The following is a 17,540-nucleotide window of genomic DNA, read 5'->3' as shown; positions in this document are numbered from 1 at the left end:
GCCATGCGCCGGGGAGTTCTCCCCGGCGCATGGCCGTCTCTATGGCAAGGTGGCGCAGTGAGGTCTCGCTGGTGGTACGTCGTCGCTGCCCTCGTGGCCGCCGTCGGATGGATCGTCGCGGTGGCCTTCACGGCCGGCACCTGGGACGAGCTGCGCGGCAGCACGGTCATCCCGTCCGGTCAGCCCTTCGATGCCCAGGGCCACGATGTCGCCGTCCTCACCGATCTCCCCCAGCCCGGTCGCGACATCGCCTGTGAGGCAGTCGGGCCCGGCGAGGAGCGCACCGAGATCTCGAGCGACTCGATCGTCGACGTCACGGTCACCACGGACGGAACCCGCTGGCATCTCATCGCCCTGATGGAGGACGGGCGCGCCGACATGACCGTCGAGTGCACGCCCGGGGACGAGCTCTCCGACAGCGCGAGCTACGGCTATGCACTCGTCAACGACCTCGACGGACGCGACCTGATGGGTTCGTTGATCGCCTGGGTTTCCCTCACCGCGGGTATCGTCCTCGCCGCCGTCACCGCCTGGCGCCGCCGCGCCGCCCCCTGACCCATCGGTCTCCGCTGATCCGGTTTCCCGTCGAGTGGGGCGTTTGGACGGTGAAAAGCCCCGTCCGACCGTCCAAACGTTCCCCCTACTCAACGAGCTCGGGCGGCGCTCGTGACGGGCCGGCGAACGGCGATGCCCTAGGTTGAAGCCATGAGCCTGCGGACGTATGTCGACGCGTGGCGCCACTCGATGGGCGCGATCCTCGATCTCGAACTCCTCCCCGAGGATGCCGACCGCGTCACCGACCTGCCCGGATGGTCCGTGCGCGACATCCTGGCCCACCTCGTCCACCTCGAGGACGTCCTCGCCGACGGCACCGAGACCGCCGACACGGCCGGTCCCTCGACGGTGCCCCAGGACTACACGCAGGCCGGGGTCGATGCGCTGCACGATGTCGGCCTGCCCGACCTCCTGGTCCGTCTCCGCGAGCTCGTGGAACGGCGTGCCACCCAGCTGGCGGTGCTCCCCGACGACCCCGCCGCGCCCGCACCCAGCACGCCCGCGGGCGCGCCCTGGACCTGGGAGACGCTCCTGCGCAACCGGGTCATCGATGCCTGGATGCACGAGCAGGATCTGCGCCGCGCCCTCAACCGCAGTGGCAACCTCGACTCCCCCGGCGCGCAGGTGACCGTCCAGTCCTTTCAGGCGGCGCTGCCCTTCGTCATCGGCAAGCGAGCCAAGGCGCCGTCCGGTCATCCGGTGGCCGTCGTCGTGACGGGTCCCGTGCCCTTCGCCGCCACCGTCGTCGTCAACGACGACGGACGCGCGGCCATCGACGACGATGCGACCCCGGAGACGACGCTGACGATGTCGACGGAGGCGTTCATCGTCCTCGGCGGAGGCCGGCGCAAACCCGGTCAGGTGCCGGTCGAGGTCGACGGAGACACCGAACTGGCCCACCGTGTCCTCACCGGACTCGCGGTCACTCCCTGAGTCCCCGCGTAGTCTCGTGACCATGAGCGAGCGGTGGAGCACGACCGATATCGGCGATCTCTCCGGACAGACGGCGGTCATCACCGGTGTCACCGGAGGACTGGGGGCACACACGGCCCTCGGCCTCGCCCGGCGGGGCGCGCGTCTCATCGTGACCGCCCGTGACACCCGCAAGGCCGAGGACGCCGTGCGCCGGCTGCGGGAGGAGGCTCCGGGCAGCGACATCTCGATCGTCGAGCTCGATCTCGCGAACCTCGCCCAGACCACCGCCGCCGCCCAGGATCTCGCCGCAGCCGAGCCGCGGATCGACATCCTGGTGAACAACGCCGGCGTCATGATCCCGCCCTTCGCCCGCACGCAGGACGGCTTCGAGCTCCAGATGGGCACGAATCACCTCGGCCACTTCGCCTGGACCGCCGGTCTCTGGCCGTCACTGCGCGATGGCGCCCGGGTCGTGACCGTCTCGTCCCTCGCGCACGCCAGCGCCCGGGGCATCGACCTGCGGACGCTGACCCCCGAAGGCTCCCCACGCCGTTACCGGCGGTGGAACGCCTACGCCGAGTCCAAGCTCGCGAACCTGCTGTTCGCGTGGGAGCTCGCTCGCCGGTCCGAGGCCGCGGGTCTTCCGGTGGTGAGCGTCGCGGCTCACCCCGGCTACGCCTCGACGAACCTGACCAAGTCCGGTCTCAACCTGCGGGGCAGGTCGCTGCCGGGCATCGCGATCCACCAGGTCACGGGCATCATCGGCCAGCCCGCGGCTCACGGCGCCCTGCCGCTGCTGCGCGCGGCGACGGATCCGATGCTGACGGGCGGCGACTACATCGGCCCGGACGGGTTCCAGCAGCTGCGCGGCCGCCACCCCCGCACGGTCGGTTCCACCCGGCTGGCTCGCGATCCGCGTCTCGCCGGTGCGCTCTGGTCCGCCTCGCAGAGCGCGACCGGCGTCGTCTTCGACGTGACCTGAGCATCCGGTACGAGGACACATCCTTGCCGGACCGACGACGAAGAATGTGCCTCGGCGGTCGTCATGGCAACCACAGGAGCACATCCTCCGTCGTCGCTCGCGAGCGGTCCCCGCTCACGTGTCCGGCCTGGTGATCGGTCGCCGCTTCTTCTCCACCGACCTCGACGCGTGGTGCACATCCGCTGGAGAGGGGACGGGAACGCGTTCCTCAGTCCCAGTCGCGGCCGGACCAGCGCTTCCACTGCTCGGGGTAGTCGGCGCGCAGGAAATTGCGCGCCTTGTGGCGGTAGCGCCAGATCTGGATCAGGCCGATCCCCCACAGCACGTACTGGAAGCTCATCGCGAGCGTGAACGCCTCCGGCGTGTAGGTGCCCGAGCCAGGGGAGGCGAGATCGAGGATGACGCCGATCGCGACGACGAGGATCAGGCTCGCCGTGAAACCGCCCTGGTTGATGATCCCGGTCGCGCTCGCCAGCCGTTCGATCGGATTGGACGTGCGTCCCAGGTCGAACCCGATCATCGATGCCGGGCCGCCGACGCCCACGACGACCACGAGCACGATCAACAGCCAGCTCGGCGCGCTGCCCGGCCAGAAGAGCACGAAGGTCCACACCGCCACGATCGCCCAGACGATCGCCAGTACGAGGGAGGACCGATGCCACTGATAGGCGCCCACGAACCACCCCAGCAACGGCCCCGCCACGACGACCGCCACCACCATGATCGTCAGCAGCACATTGGCGAAGGTCTCGCTGGTGTGCTCACCGCGCACGAAGAACGGGAAGCCCCACAACAATCCCAGACACGTCGAGCTGAACTGCGTGGTGAAGTGGCACCAGAAGCCGAGCCGGGTGCCTGGGTGAGCCCACGATGCCGCGAGGCTGGTGCGGATATTGGTCCAGGACAGCTCGACCCCGCGCACGCTGCGGCGCGCCGGCTCATCGCGCACGAGCACGAGGACCGCGACCGCCGCGACCACGCTCGTCGATGCCGCCACCAGGTAGGCCGAGGTCCAGCCGATCGTCCCCAGAGCCCACGTCATCGGCGCCGCCGCCGCGATGGCACCGATCTGCCCGATGGGACCGGTGATCTGCGTGATGATCGGGATCCGTCGGGGCGAGAACCACGAATTGATCAGCCGCAGCACGCAGACGAAGGTCATCGCATCGCCGAGACCGACGAAGACACGGGCCCCGATCGCCATCGGATAGGTGTCGGCCACCGCGAACCCCGCCTGCGCGAGGGCCAGCACGATCGTGCCGGTGAGCATCACCGCTCGCGGGCCGAAACGGTCGACGAGGAGGCCGACCGGGATCTGCATCGCCGCGTACACGAGCAGCTGGAGCATGGTGAAGGTGGCCAGCTGCGCGGCCGAGATGTCGAACCGCTCCGAGGCGGCCAGTCCCGCGACCGCGAGCGACGAACGGTGGAAGACCGCCAGCAGATAGGTCGTGACGGCGACGGCCCAGACCACGAGAGCCGCGCGATAGCGAGGATCTCGAAAAGCCTGGTTCACCAAGGCATTCTACGAAGCCGGTCAGATCCGCGTGCCGCCGGCCGCGATCCTGTGATCTCTATCACTTAACCGGGCATTCGACTGGCGTGAACCCCCGGACCTGACATAACGTCGGAAGACGATGAGCCCAGTTCTGACGCAGACCACGACCATCCGACCCATCACCGACGAGGACCTCGACACGATCGTCGAGATCAATCAGGACGCCCTCGAAGGCGTCGGTCCTCTCGACCGCGCCGCCACGGCAGCGCTCGTGGAGATGGCCGACGACGCACTCGTCATGACCGACGACGGCGATATCGCCGGCTTCGTCATCACACTCCCCCCCGGGGTCGCCTACGACTCCACGCGGTATCGCTGGTTCGACGAGTACTTCGAGACCTCCGAGTACGTCTACCTCGACCGGATCGTCGTCTCAGCGGACCACCGCCGCAAGGGCGTCGCCTCCAAGCTCTACGACGCGATCGAGGGCGACAAGCCGATCGGCCTGGAGGTCTACGACCACAATGACGCCTCCCTGGCCTTCCACTCCGGCCGCGGCTTCGAGGAAGTCGGCGTGCTGGCCGAAGGCGGCCCGGTGAACATCATGATGGTGCGCCCCGGCGACTGAACATCCACCCACGGAAGGGGCGGGAGAGATTCTCTCCCGCCCCTTCCGCATACCCGGCCGGCCGAACTGGGCCCGGCTGTCGAGTAGCCAAAGGCCGTCTCCATCGCGGCGATGCAATGGAACCAGCGCACGAGGGCCGTAGCCGCGCTGGAGCGAGACCACATCGGTGGGGGTTTCGATACGGTCGCTCGCAGAGCGAGCTTCCTACTCAACCACCGGTGGCCTGGCCCTCAGTGGTCGAGTGCGAGGGAGCGCTAGCGAGTGAGTGTATCGAGACCACTGACACCAGGTGATCGCCTAGAACATCATCGCCCGGCTGGGGTCGCGCAGCAGGGACGCGACATCGGCCAGGAAGCGTGAGCCCTGCTCGCCGTCGACGACCCGGTGATCGAAGCTGCAGGCGAGCGTGGTGATCCACCGCGGCACGATGCGGTCCTCCTCGTCGACCCACGGCCGTCTCTCGACGGAACCGACCGCGAGGATGCCCGACTGACCGGGATTGAGGATCGGCGTGCCAGCGTCGACACCGAAGACGCCGACATTGGTGATCGTGAAGGTGCCGCCCGTCATGTGCTCGGGTTGCAGCGACCCCTCACGAGCGGTCCGCACGAGCGTGGCGATCTCCCGGGCGAGCTCGGGAAGGGGCAGCACGTCGGCCTGCGGGACCACCGGCACGAGAAGCCCCCGGTCCGTCGCAGCGGCCACCCCGAGACCGACATGCGCGGGGAAGACGATCTCCCCGGCCTCGCCGTCCCATCTCGCGTGGAGATCGGGGGTGCGACGCAGGGCGAGACAGACCGCCTTCGCCACGAGAACCGTCGCGGTGACCTTGACGTCCGCGAAGGCCCGGTCGGCGCGCAGCTGGTCGAGCAGCTCCATCGTGGCGCTGACATCGACGGTGATCCACTCGGTGACGTGCGGGGCCGTGAAGGCCGATTCCACCATCGCCTCGGCCGTGTGCTTGCGCACCCCCGCGATCGGCACCCGGCGCTCCTCCGCGACACCGACAACCGCGGGCCTCTCGGCAGGAGCGGGGGCGGCCGTGCGTCGCAGCTCGTTCTCCACGTCGGTGCGGGTGACGATGCCGGAGGGGTCCGCGGGACTGATCGCGCGCAGATCCACGCCGTGGTCTTTGGCGAACTTGCGCACCGGAGGCTTGGCGAGCGCGACCACCGACGCGGTGTGCTCGGGCTCGGCAGACGGCACGGGCTCGGCGACCCGGCCGGCGCGACGACGTCGCCGCCCGCCCGCCTTCTCGTCCCGCGGTCCGTAGCCGACCAGCACCGCCGTGCGGGGCGCGGCCTCCTCCGCGGTGTCCGCCGTCTCGATCCGGACGATCGGCGCGCCGACGCGCACGGTGTCGCCCTCGGCGGCCAGCAGGGCACCGACGGTCCCCGCCAAGGGACTCGGCAGCTCGACGATCGATTTGGCCGTCTCGATGTCGACCAGGACATCGTTGACCCGCACCTCGTCGCCCTCCGCGACGCGCCAAGTGACGATATCGGCCTCGGTCAGGCCCTCGCCCACATCGGGCAGGCAGAACTCCGGCATCAGAACTCCCTCGCGGTGTCGACGGCATCGAGCACGCGATCGATACTCGGCAGGAACTCCGATTCGATCCGGCTCGGCGGATACGGCAGGTCGTAACCGGTCACTCGCTGCACCGGCGCCTCGAGCGAGTAGAAGCACTCCTCGGTGATCCGCACGGAGAGCTCCGCGCCGAGGCCGAGGGTGCGCTGCGCCTCGTGCACCACGACGGCGCGTCCGGTGCGGCGCACCGAGGCGAACACCGGCCCGAGATCGAGCGGGGAGAGCGCCCGCAGGTCGATGACCTCCAGGTCGAGACCCTCCTCGGCGGCCGCGGTCGCGGCGTCCAGGCAGGTCTTGACCATGGGACCGTAGGCGATGAGGGTCGCATCGGTGCCGGAGCGCCGCACGAGGGACGACCAGAGCTCCGCGCCCGCCGACTCCGTGTCGACCTCGCCGGACTCCCAGTACCGTCGCTTGGGCTCCATGAACACGACCGGGTCATCCGAGGCGATGGCCTGCTGGATCATCCAGTAGGCGTCGTGCGGGGTGGCGCAGGAGACGACCTTGAGCCCCGAGGTCAGCGCGAACTGCGCCTCGGGGCTGTCCGAGTGGTGTTCGACCGCGCCGATGCCGCCGCCGAAGGGGATGCGGATCACCATCGGGACACGTATCCGGCCGGCGCTGCGGAAGTGCAGCCGCGCGACCTGAGCGACCAGCTGGTCGTAGGCCGGGTAGACGAATCCGTCGAACTGGATCTCGACGACCGGCCGATAGCCGCGCGTGGTGAGACCGACGGCGGTGCCCATGATCCCGGCCTCGCCGAGCGGGGTGTCCATGACCCGGTTGGCGCCGAAATCCTTCTGCAGGGCGTCGGTCACCCGGAAGACGCCGCCGAGCCGGCCGATGTCCTCGCCCATCAGCACGACCTTGTCGTCGCGCTCCATCGCGGCCCGCAGTCCTGCGTTGATGGCCGCACCCAGTGTCATCGTGGTGGTCATCGGTCGCCTCCCTCGTCCGTGGCCTGCCAGGCGATGGCATCGTCGCGCTGGCGGGCGAGCTCCTCGGGCACATCGGTGTACACGTGGTCGAACAGGCCGACGAGATCCGGCTCGGGCAGCCGGCCGCAGACCTCCCGCAGGTGCGCTCCGAGCTGGTCGGCCTCGGCCTCGACGGAGGCGAAGAAGGCCGCATCGCTGCCCGCACGCTGAAGGTGGATCCGTACGCGGTCGATCGGGTCCTTCGCGCGCCATGCCTCGGTCTCGGCGTCCTCGCGGTAGCGCGTCGGATCATCGGAGGTGGTGTGCGCGCCGACCCGGTACGTGACGGCCTCGATGAGGGTCGGACCGAATCCCTGGCGTGCGGCGTCGAGAGCCGCGCGGGTCACCGCGTAGCAGGCGAGCACGTCGTTGCCGTCGACCCGGACGCCCTCGAAGCCGAATCCGGCGGCGCGCTGAGCGATCGGCACGCGCGTCTGACGTTCCAAGGGCACGGAAATGGCGTACTGGTTGTTCTCGCAGAAGAAGACCACCGGAGCCTGATAGGAGGCCGCCCACACGAAGGCCTCGGCGACATCGCCCTGGCTCGTGGCACCGTCGCCGAGATAGGCGATGGCCGCGGTGTCCCGCTCAGCATCACCATGACCCACCGCCCCGTCGAGCAGCAGACCCATCGCGTACCCGGTGGCATGCAGGGTCTGGGCGCCGATGATGATCTGCGGGAGCGCGTAGCGGTACTCCTGCGGATCCCAGCCACCGAGCTCGGTGCCCCGGAACACGCCGAGGAGGAGGGCCGGATCGATCCCGCGACAGTAGGCCACGCCGTGCTGACGGTAAGTGGGGAAGACGAAGTCCTGGTCGCGCAGTGCGCGACCGGAGCCGATCTGCGCCGCCTCCTGGCCGAGCGCCGGCGGCCAGAGGCCGAGCTCGCCGTGTCGCTGGAGCGCGAAGGCCTCGGTGTCGATGCGGCGGGCGAGGACGAGGTCGCGATACCAGCCTTCAAGTTGGGCGTGGTCGACCTCGAGCGGATAACGCGGGTCATGGCGGCGCGTGCCATCGGGGGCGAGCAGCTGCACGAGATCGTGCTCGCCGTCGAGCGCGCCGGGTTGCGGGGTCATCGGCAGGGTCATGCGATCCTCCAATCGCCGCCGGGCGGGGTGCCGCCGGCGGTGTCTGGGGCGCTGATTCCAGGGGTGGCGGAATCGGGTGCGCCACGATGTGATGGTGCTCACATCGTGAGATCAGCGTAGCCGCCTCACCGCCGCGATGCCAGCCTCCGTGGGCGAGCGGCGGAGGTCGCCTTCATCGCGGCGATGTCCTGAGCAGGACGACCCGATACGCCGCCCCTCCCCTGGCTGGAAGTACCCCAGCGGCTACTCGATCGCGCGGTGCCACCCCTCGATCCTGTCGAGGAACTCGCGGTTGACGGCCGGATCGCCGAGCGTGACGCGGACCCCCTCCCCCGCGAAGGGGCGCACGGAGACGGGCCAGGCGTGCTCGGCGAAGGTCACGGCATCGTCCCCGAGCGGGAGCCACAGGAAGTTGGTGTGCGACTCGGGAATCGCCCAGCCTCTGGCGCGCAGCGTCGCTGCCATCGCATCGCGTTCGGCGACCACCGCTTCGACGCGTTCGTCGAGCTCGTCGAGCTCGTCCAGGGACGCCGCGACCGCGGCGATCGCGAGGTCGCTGACGGCGAACGGCGGAGTCGCCGTGCGCACGACCGCGGCGACCTCCGGATGCGCCACGAGATAGCCGACGCGTAACCCGGCGAGCCCGTAGGCCTTGGAGAAGGTGCGGAGGACCACGACATTGCCGTGACGTGCGAGGGAGTCCAGGCCGGAGGCGGCATCGAGATCACGCACGAATTCGACATAGGCCTCGTCGATCACCACCAGCACATGTGGCGGCACCCCCGCCAGGAAGGCGTCCAGCTCCCGGCGCGCGACGACGGGACCCGTCGGGTTGTTGGGTGTGCACACCAGCACCACGCGGGTGCGCCCGGTGACAGCGGCCGCCATCGCCGGCAGATCGTGCGTGGCATCGGGCCGAAGCGGGACGGGAACCGGCGTGGCGCCCGCGAGCTCGATGCCGATCGGATAGGCCTCGAAACTGCGCCACGCGTAGACGACCTCGTCGCCGGGATCGCAGTAGGCGGAGAGCAGCGTGAAGAGGGCGCCGACCGAGCCCGTGCCGGCCGCGAGACGCTCCTCCTCCACCCCGAGATGGGCCGCGATCGCCGCGTAGAGCCGGCCCATCCCGGCATCGGGGTAGCGGTTCATCCGGCCCAGCTCGCGGGTGGCGGCGGAGAGGACATTCGGCAGCGGCGGGAACGGGTTCTCGTTGCTCGACAGCTTGTGCGCATCGTCGGGCGCCGGCCGCCCCGCACGGTAGGCAGGAAGCCGCTCGAAGACGGCGCGCGGTCTCGGAACGGTGGACATGGCGCCACCCTAGTGACCCTGCGAGGATGTGCCGGTGTCATCACGTCCCGCCGTCATCGGCTACGCCCTCGTGGTCACCGCTGCCGTCACCTTCGGCGTGAACGCCGGCGTCTCCCGCATCCCCGTGCAGGCCGGACTTCCGATCGACACCTACACGACCTTCCGCCTCACCTGCGCCGCACTCACCTTCATCGCCCTGGCCCTCGTCTTCGACCGCTCCGCGTTCCGGGTGCCGCGCGGCCGCGCGGCGGTGCTGATGGCGGCCCTCGCGATCGTCGGGGTGCTGGGCGTGCAGGCGGCCTACAACGTCACCATCAACCGCCTCCCCCTCGGCATCGCGCTGCTGCTGGAGTACCTGGCCCCCGCGCTCGTCGTGCTGTGGGTGCGCTTCGTGCGGCGCGAACCCGTGCACCCGCGGCTCTATCCGGCCATCGCCGTCTCGCTCGTCGGGCTGGCGCTCGTGGGCCAGGTGTGGGACGGGCTGACGATCGAGACCGTCGGCCTGCTCGTCGGCCTCCTGTCGGCCGTGTGCCTGGCGAGCTACTTCCTCATCGGCGAGGCCCTGACGGCGGCTGAGGGAGGATCGAGTCCGCTGCACGTCGTGGTGTGGTCCTTCGGCCTCGCGGCGGTGGTCTCCAATCTGTATGAACCGGCGTGGAATGCCATCGACGTGCTCGGGGAGGAGTCGACGCTGCTCGGCCGGCTCGACCATCTCACGGCACCGGTGTGGGTGGCGATGATCTACATCGTGCTGCTCGGCACCGTCACGCCGTTCTTCCTCTATCTCGCGGCGATGCAGTACATCCCGAGCACCCGTGCCTCGGTGGTCGCGATGCTCGAGCCCGTGGTCGCGCTCGTGACGGGCTGGCTCTGGTACGCCGAGGTGCTCAGCCTGGCGCAGTCGATCGGCGTGTTCGTGGTGCTCACCGGAGTCGTGGTCGCGCAGACCGCACGACTCGCCTCCCCGCAGGAGCTCCCGCCCCCGACCTGACCAGCTCGGCCCGGCGGCGGTACGCCATCAACCCCACGCCCGTGCTGGCGGTACGTCATCAACCCCACCGCACCCGCATAACGTTGACCAGCTACCGCCACCCGCGAGGTGAGGTTGCTGCCGCACCGCCACCGACCTCGGCGCGCCGATGAGGCGATCGAGCGGCCCGAGGTTCGCCCTGGGACAATGTGCTCATGGCACGCTTCATCTCCACCTGGTTCGCGAGCAGTCTCGCGCTGGCCTTCGCCGCGTTGCTGCTCGGCGATCACATGAACATCGGCGACCCCGGCGAGACCACCGCCAACCGCGTCCTCGCCCTGGCAATCGTCGGCATGGTGTTCACCATCGTGAACATGCTGCTCGGCCCGATCGTCAAACTGCTCTCGCTGCCGTTCATCATCCTGACCCTCGGACTGCTGCTCGTGGTCATCAATGCCCTGCTGCTGATGCTGACCGAATGGATCACCGGCCAGTTCGCGATCGAGTTCTTCGTCGACGGATTCTGGTGGGCGGTGCTCGCCTCGATCGTCATCTCGATCGCACAGACCGTCGTCAACGCCATCATCGGGGAGTGACCCGGTGACCTATCGCATCGCCGTGGTCTGCCTGGGCAATATCTGCCGCTCCCCGATGGCACACGTCGTCCTGGAGAAGAAGCTCGAGGAGGCCGGGGTGGACGATGTCGAGATCGTCTCGTCCGGCACCGGGGGCTGGCACACCGGCGACCCCATGGACCCGCGAGCGGCGGACCGGCTCACCCAGGCCGGGTACGACGCCTCGCAGCACGTCGCCCGCAAGTTCACCACCGACTGGTACGCCGAGAACGATCTCCTCCTCGCGATGGACGAGAGCAACTACGCCGACATGGCCGAGCTCGCCCCCACCGTCGCCGACAGCGAACGGCTGCGGATGTTCCGCAGCTTCGACCCGCAGGCGACGGAGCAGGACATCGAGGTGCCCGATCCCTGGTTCGGCGGCGAGGAGGGATTCGTGGAGGTCCTCGCCATGATCGAGCGCACGAGCGACGCCCTCGTCGCCGAGATTCCGGCGCTGATCGCTTCGCGACAGAGCTGATACGGGTCCTCCGGTAACGTCGGGGGCATGGCGAGGATGGCAGGAACGGCGGCGCGGGCAGAGGCACTGCTGGGAACCGCCGTCGTCTCCACCACCCCGGTCGCCGGCGGCGACATCTGCACCGCCACCCGGCTTCGCCTCACCGACGGCCGCGGCGCGATCATCAAGACGCGTCCGCAGGCCCCCGAGGGACTGTTCCGGCGCGAGGCCGAAGGGCTGCGCTGGCTCGGCGAGGCGGGCGGCGTCCCCACTCCCGAGGTCCTCGGCGTCGACGACGACTGCCTCGTGATCGCCTGGATCGAACCGGGCAAGCCCTCGCAGGAGCTGGCAGAGCAGTTCGGCAGGGCGCTCGCCACGACCCACGCCGCTGGTGCACCCACCTTCGGCGCGGAGCGTGACGGATATATCGGCGTCGCGCCGCTGCCCAACCGCCCGCTGCCGACGTGGGAGGAGTTCTACGCGTCCCGCCGGGTCATGCCCTATGTGCGCGCCGCCGTCGACCGTGGCCATCTGACCTCGGACGAGGCGTCCACGATCGAGGCCGCGATGCGCAAGATCCATTCCTTCTCCGGACCGGCAGAGCCCCCGGCGCGCCTTCACGGCGACCTGTGGTCGGGCAATGTGGTGTGGGGTGCCGAGGGTGCCGTCTGGGTGATCGACCCGGCGGCCCACGGTGGACACCGTGAGACCGATCTCGCGATGCTGGCGCTGTTCGGGGCACCTCACCTCCAGCGCATCCTCGAGGCCTACGACGAGGCAGCACCGCTCGCCGAGGGATGGCGGGACCGGGTCGCGCTGCACCAACTGCATCCGCTGCTCGTGCACACGCTGCTCTTCGGCGGCTCCTACGGCGCCCGCGCCGCCGGCGCCGCCCAGAGCCTCCTCGACGGCCCGTCGACCTGAGCACCCACCCGCCCACCTCGCGGTAGTCCATCAACCTCTCCCTCGGCACGGCGGTAACTGGTCAACCCCTCGAGGGCGTGATGAGGTTGATGACCTACCGCGCCTGATGGCGTGAGGTTGATGACGTACCGCCGCCGGCCTGAGGTAGACGGGCGATGTCGGTTTCGGGCAGATGCGGGCAGGGCTGACATCCTGGGCCGGTGAGCTCTTCCCCGCGACGGATCGTCATGGACTTCGACGGCGTGTTCACCACCACGGACTCGACCGCCGCGTGGCTGGTGCCGCGGCTGCGTGCCCGACCTTTACTGCTGGCACGTGCCGCCCCATGGCTCGCGGGATTCGCCCTGACATCGCGAAGGCCGCCGGCGCGGACTCGCGTCACCCGGCGCCTGATGGACATCGCCTTCTCCGGGCAGCCGGCCGATGAGCTCATCGCCGAGTTGTCCGAGTTCGGCTCCGCCCTCGCCAACGATCCCTCGATGACACGCCCCGCGGCGGTGGAGGAGGCACGCTCCCTCATCGCTCAGGGCCATGAGGTGACGATCGTCTCCGCCGGGATGACGCCGCTGATCGAGGCGTGGGCGCGGGCGCTGGACCTGCCCGTCCGCGTGTGCGCCTCGGTCGTCTCCGGTCATCGAGGTCGTTTGCGATGGGACGACCACTGCTTCGGCGAGCGCAAGGTCGCCCGTCTCGCCGCCCTGGGCTGGCGGGAGTGGGACCTCGTCTACAGCGACTCCGCGCACGATCTGCCGATGATGCGCGGCGCCGACGCGGTCGTGCTCGTCGACGGCGACGACGCGCTCCTCGGCCGCCTCGGCCGGGCCCTGCCGGGGACGCCGGTTCGGGCCGCCCGCTGGTGACGCTTGACACGGGCGTGACCATTCCTCCACACTATCGGGCAGTAACGGTTAACTTCGGGAAATTACGGGCATGTTTCGGTTTCCCGGGGAGGAGTGAACGTGGCGATCCTCGCCATCGATCAGGGCACGTCCAGCACCAAGGCGATCGTCGTCGAGGGGGACGAGGTGCTGGCGGTCGCCGAGCGCCGGGTGCGGCCGGAATACCGCCCCGGAGGCGTCGTCGAACAGGACCCGGAGGCGCTGTGGCAGAGCGTGCTGACGAGCGGACGCGACGCCGTCGCCAAGGCCGGCGCGACGATCGAGGCCGTCTCACTGGCGAACCAGGGCGAGACGGTGCTGGCCTGGGACCGGTCGACCGGTGAGCCCCTGACCCCGGCCCTCGTCTGGCAGGACCGGCAGTCCGAGCCGGTCTGCGCCGGCCTCACCGATCACGCCGACCTGATCCACGAGCGCACGGGGCTGCTCCTCGACCCCTACTTCTCCGCTCCCAAGATGACCTGGCTGCGGCGCGAGGTGACCCGCCACGGTGTCGTCACCACGAGCGACACGTGGCTGGTGCACCGGCTGACCGGTGAGTTCGTGACCGACACCTCCACCGCGAGCAGGTCCCTCATCCTCGACCTCGCGCGCGTCGACTGGGATCCCGAGCTCCTGGAGCTGTTCGGCCTGGGCGACGAGGAGCTGCCCACCCTCGTGCCGAGCGACGCGATCGTCGGCACCACGAGCGCGTTCGGCGGTGACATCCCCGTGGGCGGGCTCATCGTCGACCAGCAGGCCGCGCTGCTCGCCGAGGGATGCATCCAGCCCGGAACGGCCAAGTGCACCTATGGCACGGGCGCCTTCCTGCTGGCCAACCGCGGCTCCGATCCCTCGCCGCATCCCGGGGGCCTGGCCACATCGGTCGCCTGGACCGTGCGCGGCGACACCACCTACTGCGCCGACGGACAGGTCTACACTGCGGCCTCCGCGGTCCGGTGGATGAGCGACCTCGGCCTCATCGACTCCGCCGCCGAGCTCGACACGATCGCCGCGGAGGACTCCGGCGGTGTCCTCTGCTCCCCCGCCTTCGCCGGTCTCGCGGCGCCCTGGTGGCGCTCGGATGTCGGTGCCTCACTGCACGGCATGAGCCTGTCGACCGGACGCGGTGAGATCGTGCGCGCGGTGCTCGAGGGCATCGCGGCGCACGTCGCCGAGATGATCGACCTGGGCGATGCCCCCGAACGCCTCCGCGTCGACGGCGGTCTCACCCGCAGCGCGACGCTCATGCAGGCGCAGGCCGATCTATCCCAGGTGCCGGTCGATGTCTTCGGCTCCGAGCACGCCACCGCCCTCGGCGCCGTCGCCACCGCGCGCCTCGCCCTCGACGACTCCCTGAGCCTCGACGACGCGCTCGTCGGATGGTCGCCGGCCCGCACCTACGAGCCCCGCTGGACGGCCGCGCAGGCCGCCGGCTTCCGGGCGCGCTGGCGCGCCGCGGTGGAATCCGGCCTCACCGGGAAGGACGTCTCATGAGCGAGCGCAGCGAGCGATCAATGCGCAGCATCGACGGGGTGTACGACGTCACCATCGTCGGCGCCGGCGTGGTCGGCACGGCCATCGCCCGCGCGCTGAGCCGCTACGAGCTGGACATCGCGGTCGTCGATGCGGCCCACGATGTCGGTGAGGGGACGAGCAAGGCGAACACCGCGATCCTGCACACCGGCTTCGATGCCAAGCCCGGAACCCTCGAGTCCCGGCTGGTCAGCCGGGGCTACACGCTGCTGGGCGAATACGCCGAGCGGACGGGCATCCCGATGGAGCGCACCGGCGCCCTGCTCGTCGCCTGGACCGACGAGGAGCTGGCGAACCTGCCCTCACTGCGCGAGAAGGCCGAGCAGAACGGCTACGACGCCTGCGAGATCATCGACGCCGATGCGGTCTACGCGACGCTTCCCCATCTGGGCCCCGGGGCGCTCGGCGGACTGACGGTGCCCGGCGAGACGATCATCTGCCCGTGGACTCCGTCGATCGCCTACGCCACCGAGGCCGTCGACAACGGGGCCGCCCTCCTCCTCGGCCGGGAGGTCACCGGTGTCACCGTCGGCGACGACGCCACCGTGGTGCACACCAGCCGCGGAGACATCACGGCCCGCTGGCTCATCAACGCCGCCGGTCTCGGCGCGGACGTGCTGGACTGCGCCCTCGGCTTCGACCGCTTCACCGTCACGCCGCGACGCGGCGAGCTGCTCGTCTTCGACAAGCTCGCGCGTCCGCTGGTCGACAAGATCGTCCTGCCCGTCCCGAGCAAGCTCGGCAAGGGCGTCCTGGTGAGCCCAACCGTCTACGGCAACGTCATGCTCGGCCCTACGGCAGAGGACCTGCACGACAAGACCGCCACCGGTACCTCCGAGAACGGCTTCGCCTTCCTGCACGAGAAGGGCGAGCGGCTCATGCCGACGCTCTTCGAGGAAGAGGTCACGACCGCCTATGCCGGTCTGCGCGCCGCGATCGACCACGGCGACTATCTGATCGAGCCCGATCCGGAGCAGCGCTATCTGCTCGTCGGCGGCATCCGATCCACCGGCCTGACCGCCTCGATGGCGATCGCGGAATACGTCGAGGGACTGTTGAGCGATGCCGGTGTCGAGCTGCGCCGGCGCTCTTCGCTCGCCGACCCTCCGCAGATGCCGAATATCGGCGAGGCGCGGCCCCGTCCCTACGAGCGTGACGAGGTCATCCGCCGCGATCCGGCCTATGGCGAACTCGTGTGCTTCTGCGAGCGGGTGAGCTTCGGCGAGGTCCGCGACGCCCTCTGCGCGACGGTGCCGGCCGTGGACCGTTCCGGCGTCAGCCGCCGCACCCGCGCCACGAACGGCCGGTGCCAGGGCTTCTACTGCGGTGCCGCCGTGGACGCCACGATCGAGGAGATGGTCCGATGAGCAGCGAACGTCGAACCGATGTCGTCGTCATCGGCGGCGGCCCCTCGGGACTGAGCGCCGCCACGGCTCTGCGCCGTCAGGGCGTCGATCGCGTCCTCGTAGTGGAACGGGAACGCGAGGCCGGCGGCATCCCCCGGCATTCGGACCATCTCGGCTACGGCATCCGCGATCGTCGCCGGTTCATCAGCGGCCCGGTCTACGCACGCCGACTGGTCACCGAGACCGCCGACGCGGGCGCGGAGATCCTCACCGGCACGATGGCGACCTCCTGGCGCGACGAGCGATCGCTGTACCTGACGAGCCCCCGCGGCCGCGAGATCGTGTCCGCCGAGGCCATCGTCGTGGCGACCGGTGCGCGCGAGCGGCCCCGATCCGCGCGGATGATCCCCGGCTCACGTCCGGCCGGCGTCTACACCACCGGCGAGCTGCAGAACCGCGTCCACCTGCACCACGGCGCCGTCGGCAAGCGAGCGGTGATCGTCGGGGGTGAGCTGGTCTCGTGGTCGGCCGCGATGACCCTCAAGGAGGCCGGCTGCGTGCCCGCCGCGATGGTCACCCACTACGACAGCCCCGAGTCCTATGGTGTGTTCAACCTGGGCGGGCGGCTCCTGTTCCGGCCCGATCTCGTGACGGGACACCGCGTCACACAGGTTCTAGGGCGGCGGCGCGTCGAGGGGGTCGAGGTCGAGGACCTCGCGACCGGCGACCGGCGCGTGCTCGACTGCGACACGGTCGTGTTCACCGGCGACTGGATCCCGGACCACGAGCTCGTGCGCTCGGCCGGTATCGAGCTGGCACCCGACACCAAAGGGCCGCTGGTCGACGCCGCGGGCCGCACCCGCCGCGAGGGCGTCTTCGCCGCCGGCAATGTCGTGCATCCGGTCGACACCGCGGACATCGCGGCCCTCGGCGGCACGCACGTCGCGGACGCCGTGCTGCGCTATCTCGGCGGGACGACGGCCGGAGCCGGTGGCGTGCGGCTCCTCGGCGACGCGTCCTTCCGATGGGTCTCCCCCGGCTTGATCGACCTGTCCGCGGGCATCCCCGCCCGCGGACGAATCGAGACCTGGGTCAACGATCTCGTGCGCGTGCCGCGCGTGACGGTCACCCAAGGGGACAGCGTCGTCACCCGTCGCCGTCTCCCCTGGCCGGCATCCCCGGGCCGGGTCTTCAGGATCCCGTGGGACGTCCTGAACGGCATCGTGCCGAACGGCGGCGACGTCCGCCTCCACCTCTCGTGAGACAAGGAACAC

17 protein-coding genes are annotated in these 17,540 nt (G+C 70.1%); 12 read left to right on the top strand and 5 right to left on the bottom strand.

Translation table 11 applies throughout. The features are described 5' to 3' along the window. Positions 1-57: 57 nt before the first annotated feature. From FNM00_RS00340 to FNM00_RS00330, 3 genes are all read left to right on the top strand, one after another. A complete protein-coding gene (locus tag FNM00_RS00340; RefSeq protein ID WP_143911026.1) occupies positions 58-555 on the top strand; it encodes a hypothetical protein in 498 nt (165 codons plus the stop codon). Positions 556-705: 150 nt separating this feature from the next. Further along, complete coding sequence (locus FNM00_RS00335; RefSeq protein WP_143911025.1) at positions 706-1,488, top strand: maleylpyruvate isomerase family mycothiol-dependent enzyme; 783 nt, start codon at positions 706-708, stop codon at positions 1,486-1,488. A gap of 22 nt (positions 1,489-1,510) precedes the next feature. Continuing rightward, positions 1,511-2,452 (top strand): oxidoreductase, encoded by a 942-nt coding sequence (locus FNM00_RS00330; RefSeq protein WP_143911024.1) that lies wholly within the window; start codon positions 1,511-1,513, stop codon positions 2,450-2,452. Positions 2,453-2,660: 208 nt separating this feature from the next. Here the strand turns inward: FNM00_RS00330 and FNM00_RS00325 are convergent, their stop codons facing one another. Then, complete coding sequence (locus tag FNM00_RS00325; protein WP_246065014.1) at positions 2,661-3,968, bottom strand: MFS transporter; 1,308 nt, start codon at positions 3,966-3,968, stop codon at positions 2,661-2,663. Between the two features lie 121 nt (positions 3,969-4,089). Between FNM00_RS00325 and FNM00_RS00320 the strand changes: the two genes are divergently transcribed. Next, a complete protein-coding gene (locus tag FNM00_RS00320) occupies positions 4,090-4,578 on the top strand; it encodes a GNAT family N-acetyltransferase (RefSeq protein WP_143911023.1) in 489 nt (162 codons plus the stop codon). Between the two features lie 297 nt (positions 4,579-4,875). On the opposite strand, the gene FNM00_RS00315 is transcribed toward FNM00_RS00320, so the two are convergent. From FNM00_RS00315 to FNM00_RS00300, 4 genes are all read right to left on the bottom strand, one after another. Continuing rightward, the gene (locus tag FNM00_RS00315; RefSeq protein WP_143911022.1) at positions 4,876-6,129 is read right to left on the bottom strand and encodes a dihydrolipoamide acetyltransferase family protein; all 1,254 of its coding nucleotides are present in this window, start codon (positions 6,127-6,129) and stop codon (positions 4,876-4,878) included. Then, positions 6,129-7,106, bottom strand: a complete 978-nt coding sequence (locus FNM00_RS00310) for an alpha-ketoacid dehydrogenase subunit beta (protein WP_143911021.1) — start codon at positions 7,104-7,106, stop codon at positions 6,129-6,131. Before FNM00_RS00310 ends, FNM00_RS00315 begins: the two co-directional genes overlap by 1 nt. Continuing rightward, positions 7,103-8,233: a pyruvate dehydrogenase (acetyl-transferring) E1 component subunit alpha gene (gene pdhA / locus FNM00_RS00305; RefSeq protein ID WP_143911020.1), complete on the bottom strand. Its 1,131-nt coding sequence runs from the start codon at positions 8,231-8,233 to the stop codon at positions 7,103-7,105. The genes FNM00_RS00310 and pdhA overlap by 4 nt, the downstream gene beginning before the upstream one ends. Before the next feature lie 243 nt (positions 8,234-8,476). Continuing rightward, complete coding sequence (locus FNM00_RS00300) at positions 8,477-9,541, bottom strand: histidinol-phosphate transaminase (protein WP_143911019.1); 1,065 nt, start codon at positions 9,539-9,541, stop codon at positions 8,477-8,479. A gap of 34 nt (positions 9,542-9,575) precedes the next feature. Here FNM00_RS00300 and FNM00_RS00295 point away from each other — a divergent pair, with 34 nt between their 5' ends. From FNM00_RS00295 to FNM00_RS00260, 8 genes are all read left to right on the top strand, one after another. Next, positions 9,576-10,532, top strand: coding sequence for an EamA family transporter (locus tag FNM00_RS00295; protein WP_185972893.1), 957 nt, complete (start codon positions 9,576-9,578; stop codon positions 10,530-10,532). Positions 10,533-10,726: 194 nt separating this feature from the next. Continuing rightward, positions 10,727-11,107: a phage holin family protein gene (locus tag FNM00_RS00290; RefSeq protein ID WP_143911017.1), complete on the top strand. Its 381-nt coding sequence runs from the start codon at positions 10,727-10,729 to the stop codon at positions 11,105-11,107. A 4-nt stretch (positions 11,108-11,111) separates the two neighbouring features. Further along, entirely contained in the window at positions 11,112-11,606 is a 495-nt protein-coding gene (locus FNM00_RS00285; RefSeq protein WP_143911016.1) for a low molecular weight protein-tyrosine-phosphatase, read from the top strand. 27 nt (positions 11,607-11,633) lie between these two features. Next, entirely contained in the window at positions 11,634-12,509 is an 876-nt protein-coding gene (locus FNM00_RS00280) for a fructosamine kinase family protein (RefSeq protein ID WP_143911015.1), read from the top strand. A 200-nt stretch (positions 12,510-12,709) separates the two neighbouring features. Then, positions 12,710-13,369, top strand: a complete 660-nt coding sequence (locus FNM00_RS00275) for an HAD family hydrolase (protein WP_143911014.1) — start codon at positions 12,710-12,712, stop codon at positions 13,367-13,369. A 99-nt stretch (positions 13,370-13,468) separates the two neighbouring features. Beyond that, positions 13,469-14,881 carry an FGGY family carbohydrate kinase gene (locus FNM00_RS00270; RefSeq protein ID WP_143911013.1) on the top strand — a complete coding sequence of 471 codons (1,413 nt, stop codon included), beginning with the start codon at positions 13,469-13,471 and terminating at the stop codon, positions 14,879-14,881. Beyond that, positions 14,878-16,287, top strand: a complete 1,410-nt coding sequence (locus FNM00_RS00265; protein ID WP_221933526.1) for an NAD(P)/FAD-dependent oxidoreductase — start codon at positions 14,878-14,880, stop codon at positions 16,285-16,287. Before FNM00_RS00270 ends, FNM00_RS00265 begins: the two co-directional genes overlap by 4 nt. Further along, the gene (locus tag FNM00_RS00260) at positions 16,284-17,528 is read left to right on the top strand and encodes an NAD(P)/FAD-dependent oxidoreductase (RefSeq protein WP_143911012.1); all 1,245 of its coding nucleotides are present in this window, start codon (positions 16,284-16,286) and stop codon (positions 17,526-17,528) included. The genes FNM00_RS00265 and FNM00_RS00260 overlap by 4 nt, the downstream gene beginning before the upstream one ends. The last annotated feature ends 12 nt before the right edge of the window (positions 17,529-17,540 follow it).

Source organism: Aeromicrobium piscarium (assembly GCF_007421815.1).
Taxonomy (GTDB): domain Bacteria; phylum Actinomycetota; class Actinomycetes; order Propionibacteriales; family Nocardioidaceae; genus Aeromicrobium; species Aeromicrobium piscarium.
Note: the sequence above shows the minus strand (reverse complement) of the source record. Positions and strands in the feature narration are given on the sequence as shown.

What these genes read in the sequence shown, in the direction of transcription:
- FNM00_RS00310 (WP_143911021.1), bottom strand. Translation starts at nt 7,106, where the DNA reads ATGACCACCACGATGACACTGGGTGCGGCCATCAACGCAGGACTGCGG.
- FNM00_RS00335 (WP_143911025.1), top strand. Translation starts at nt 706, where the DNA reads ATGAGCCTGCGGACGTATGTCGACGCGTGGCGCCACTCGATGGGCGCG.
- FNM00_RS00300 (WP_143911019.1), bottom strand. Translation starts at nt 9,541, where the DNA reads ATGTCCACCGTTCCGAGACCGCGCGCCGTCTTCGAGCGGCTTCCTGCC.
- FNM00_RS00290 (WP_143911017.1), top strand. Translation starts at nt 10,727, where the DNA reads ATGGCACGCTTCATCTCCACCTGGTTCGCGAGCAGTCTCGCGCTGGCC.
- FNM00_RS00330 (WP_143911024.1), top strand. Translation starts at nt 1,511, where the DNA reads ATGAGCGAGCGGTGGAGCACGACCGATATCGGCGATCTCTCCGGACAG.
- FNM00_RS00265 (WP_221933526.1), top strand. Translation starts at nt 14,878, where the DNA reads ATGAGCGAGCGCAGCGAGCGATCAATGCGCAGCATCGACGGGGTGTAC.
- FNM00_RS00280 (WP_143911015.1), top strand. Translation starts at nt 11,634, where the DNA reads ATGGCGAGGATGGCAGGAACGGCGGCGCGGGCAGAGGCACTGCTGGGA.
- pdhA (WP_143911020.1), bottom strand. Translation starts at nt 8,233, where the DNA reads ATGACCCTGCCGATGACCCCGCAACCCGGCGCGCTCGACGGCGAGCAC.
- FNM00_RS00315 (WP_143911022.1), bottom strand. Translation starts at nt 6,129, where the DNA reads ATGCCGGAGTTCTGCCTGCCCGATGTGGGCGAGGGCCTGACCGAGGCC.
- FNM00_RS00260 (WP_143911012.1), top strand. Translation starts at nt 16,284, where the DNA reads ATGAGCAGCGAACGTCGAACCGATGTCGTCGTCATCGGCGGCGGCCCC.
- FNM00_RS00320 (WP_143911023.1), top strand. Translation starts at nt 4,090, where the DNA reads ATGAGCCCAGTTCTGACGCAGACCACGACCATCCGACCCATCACCGAC.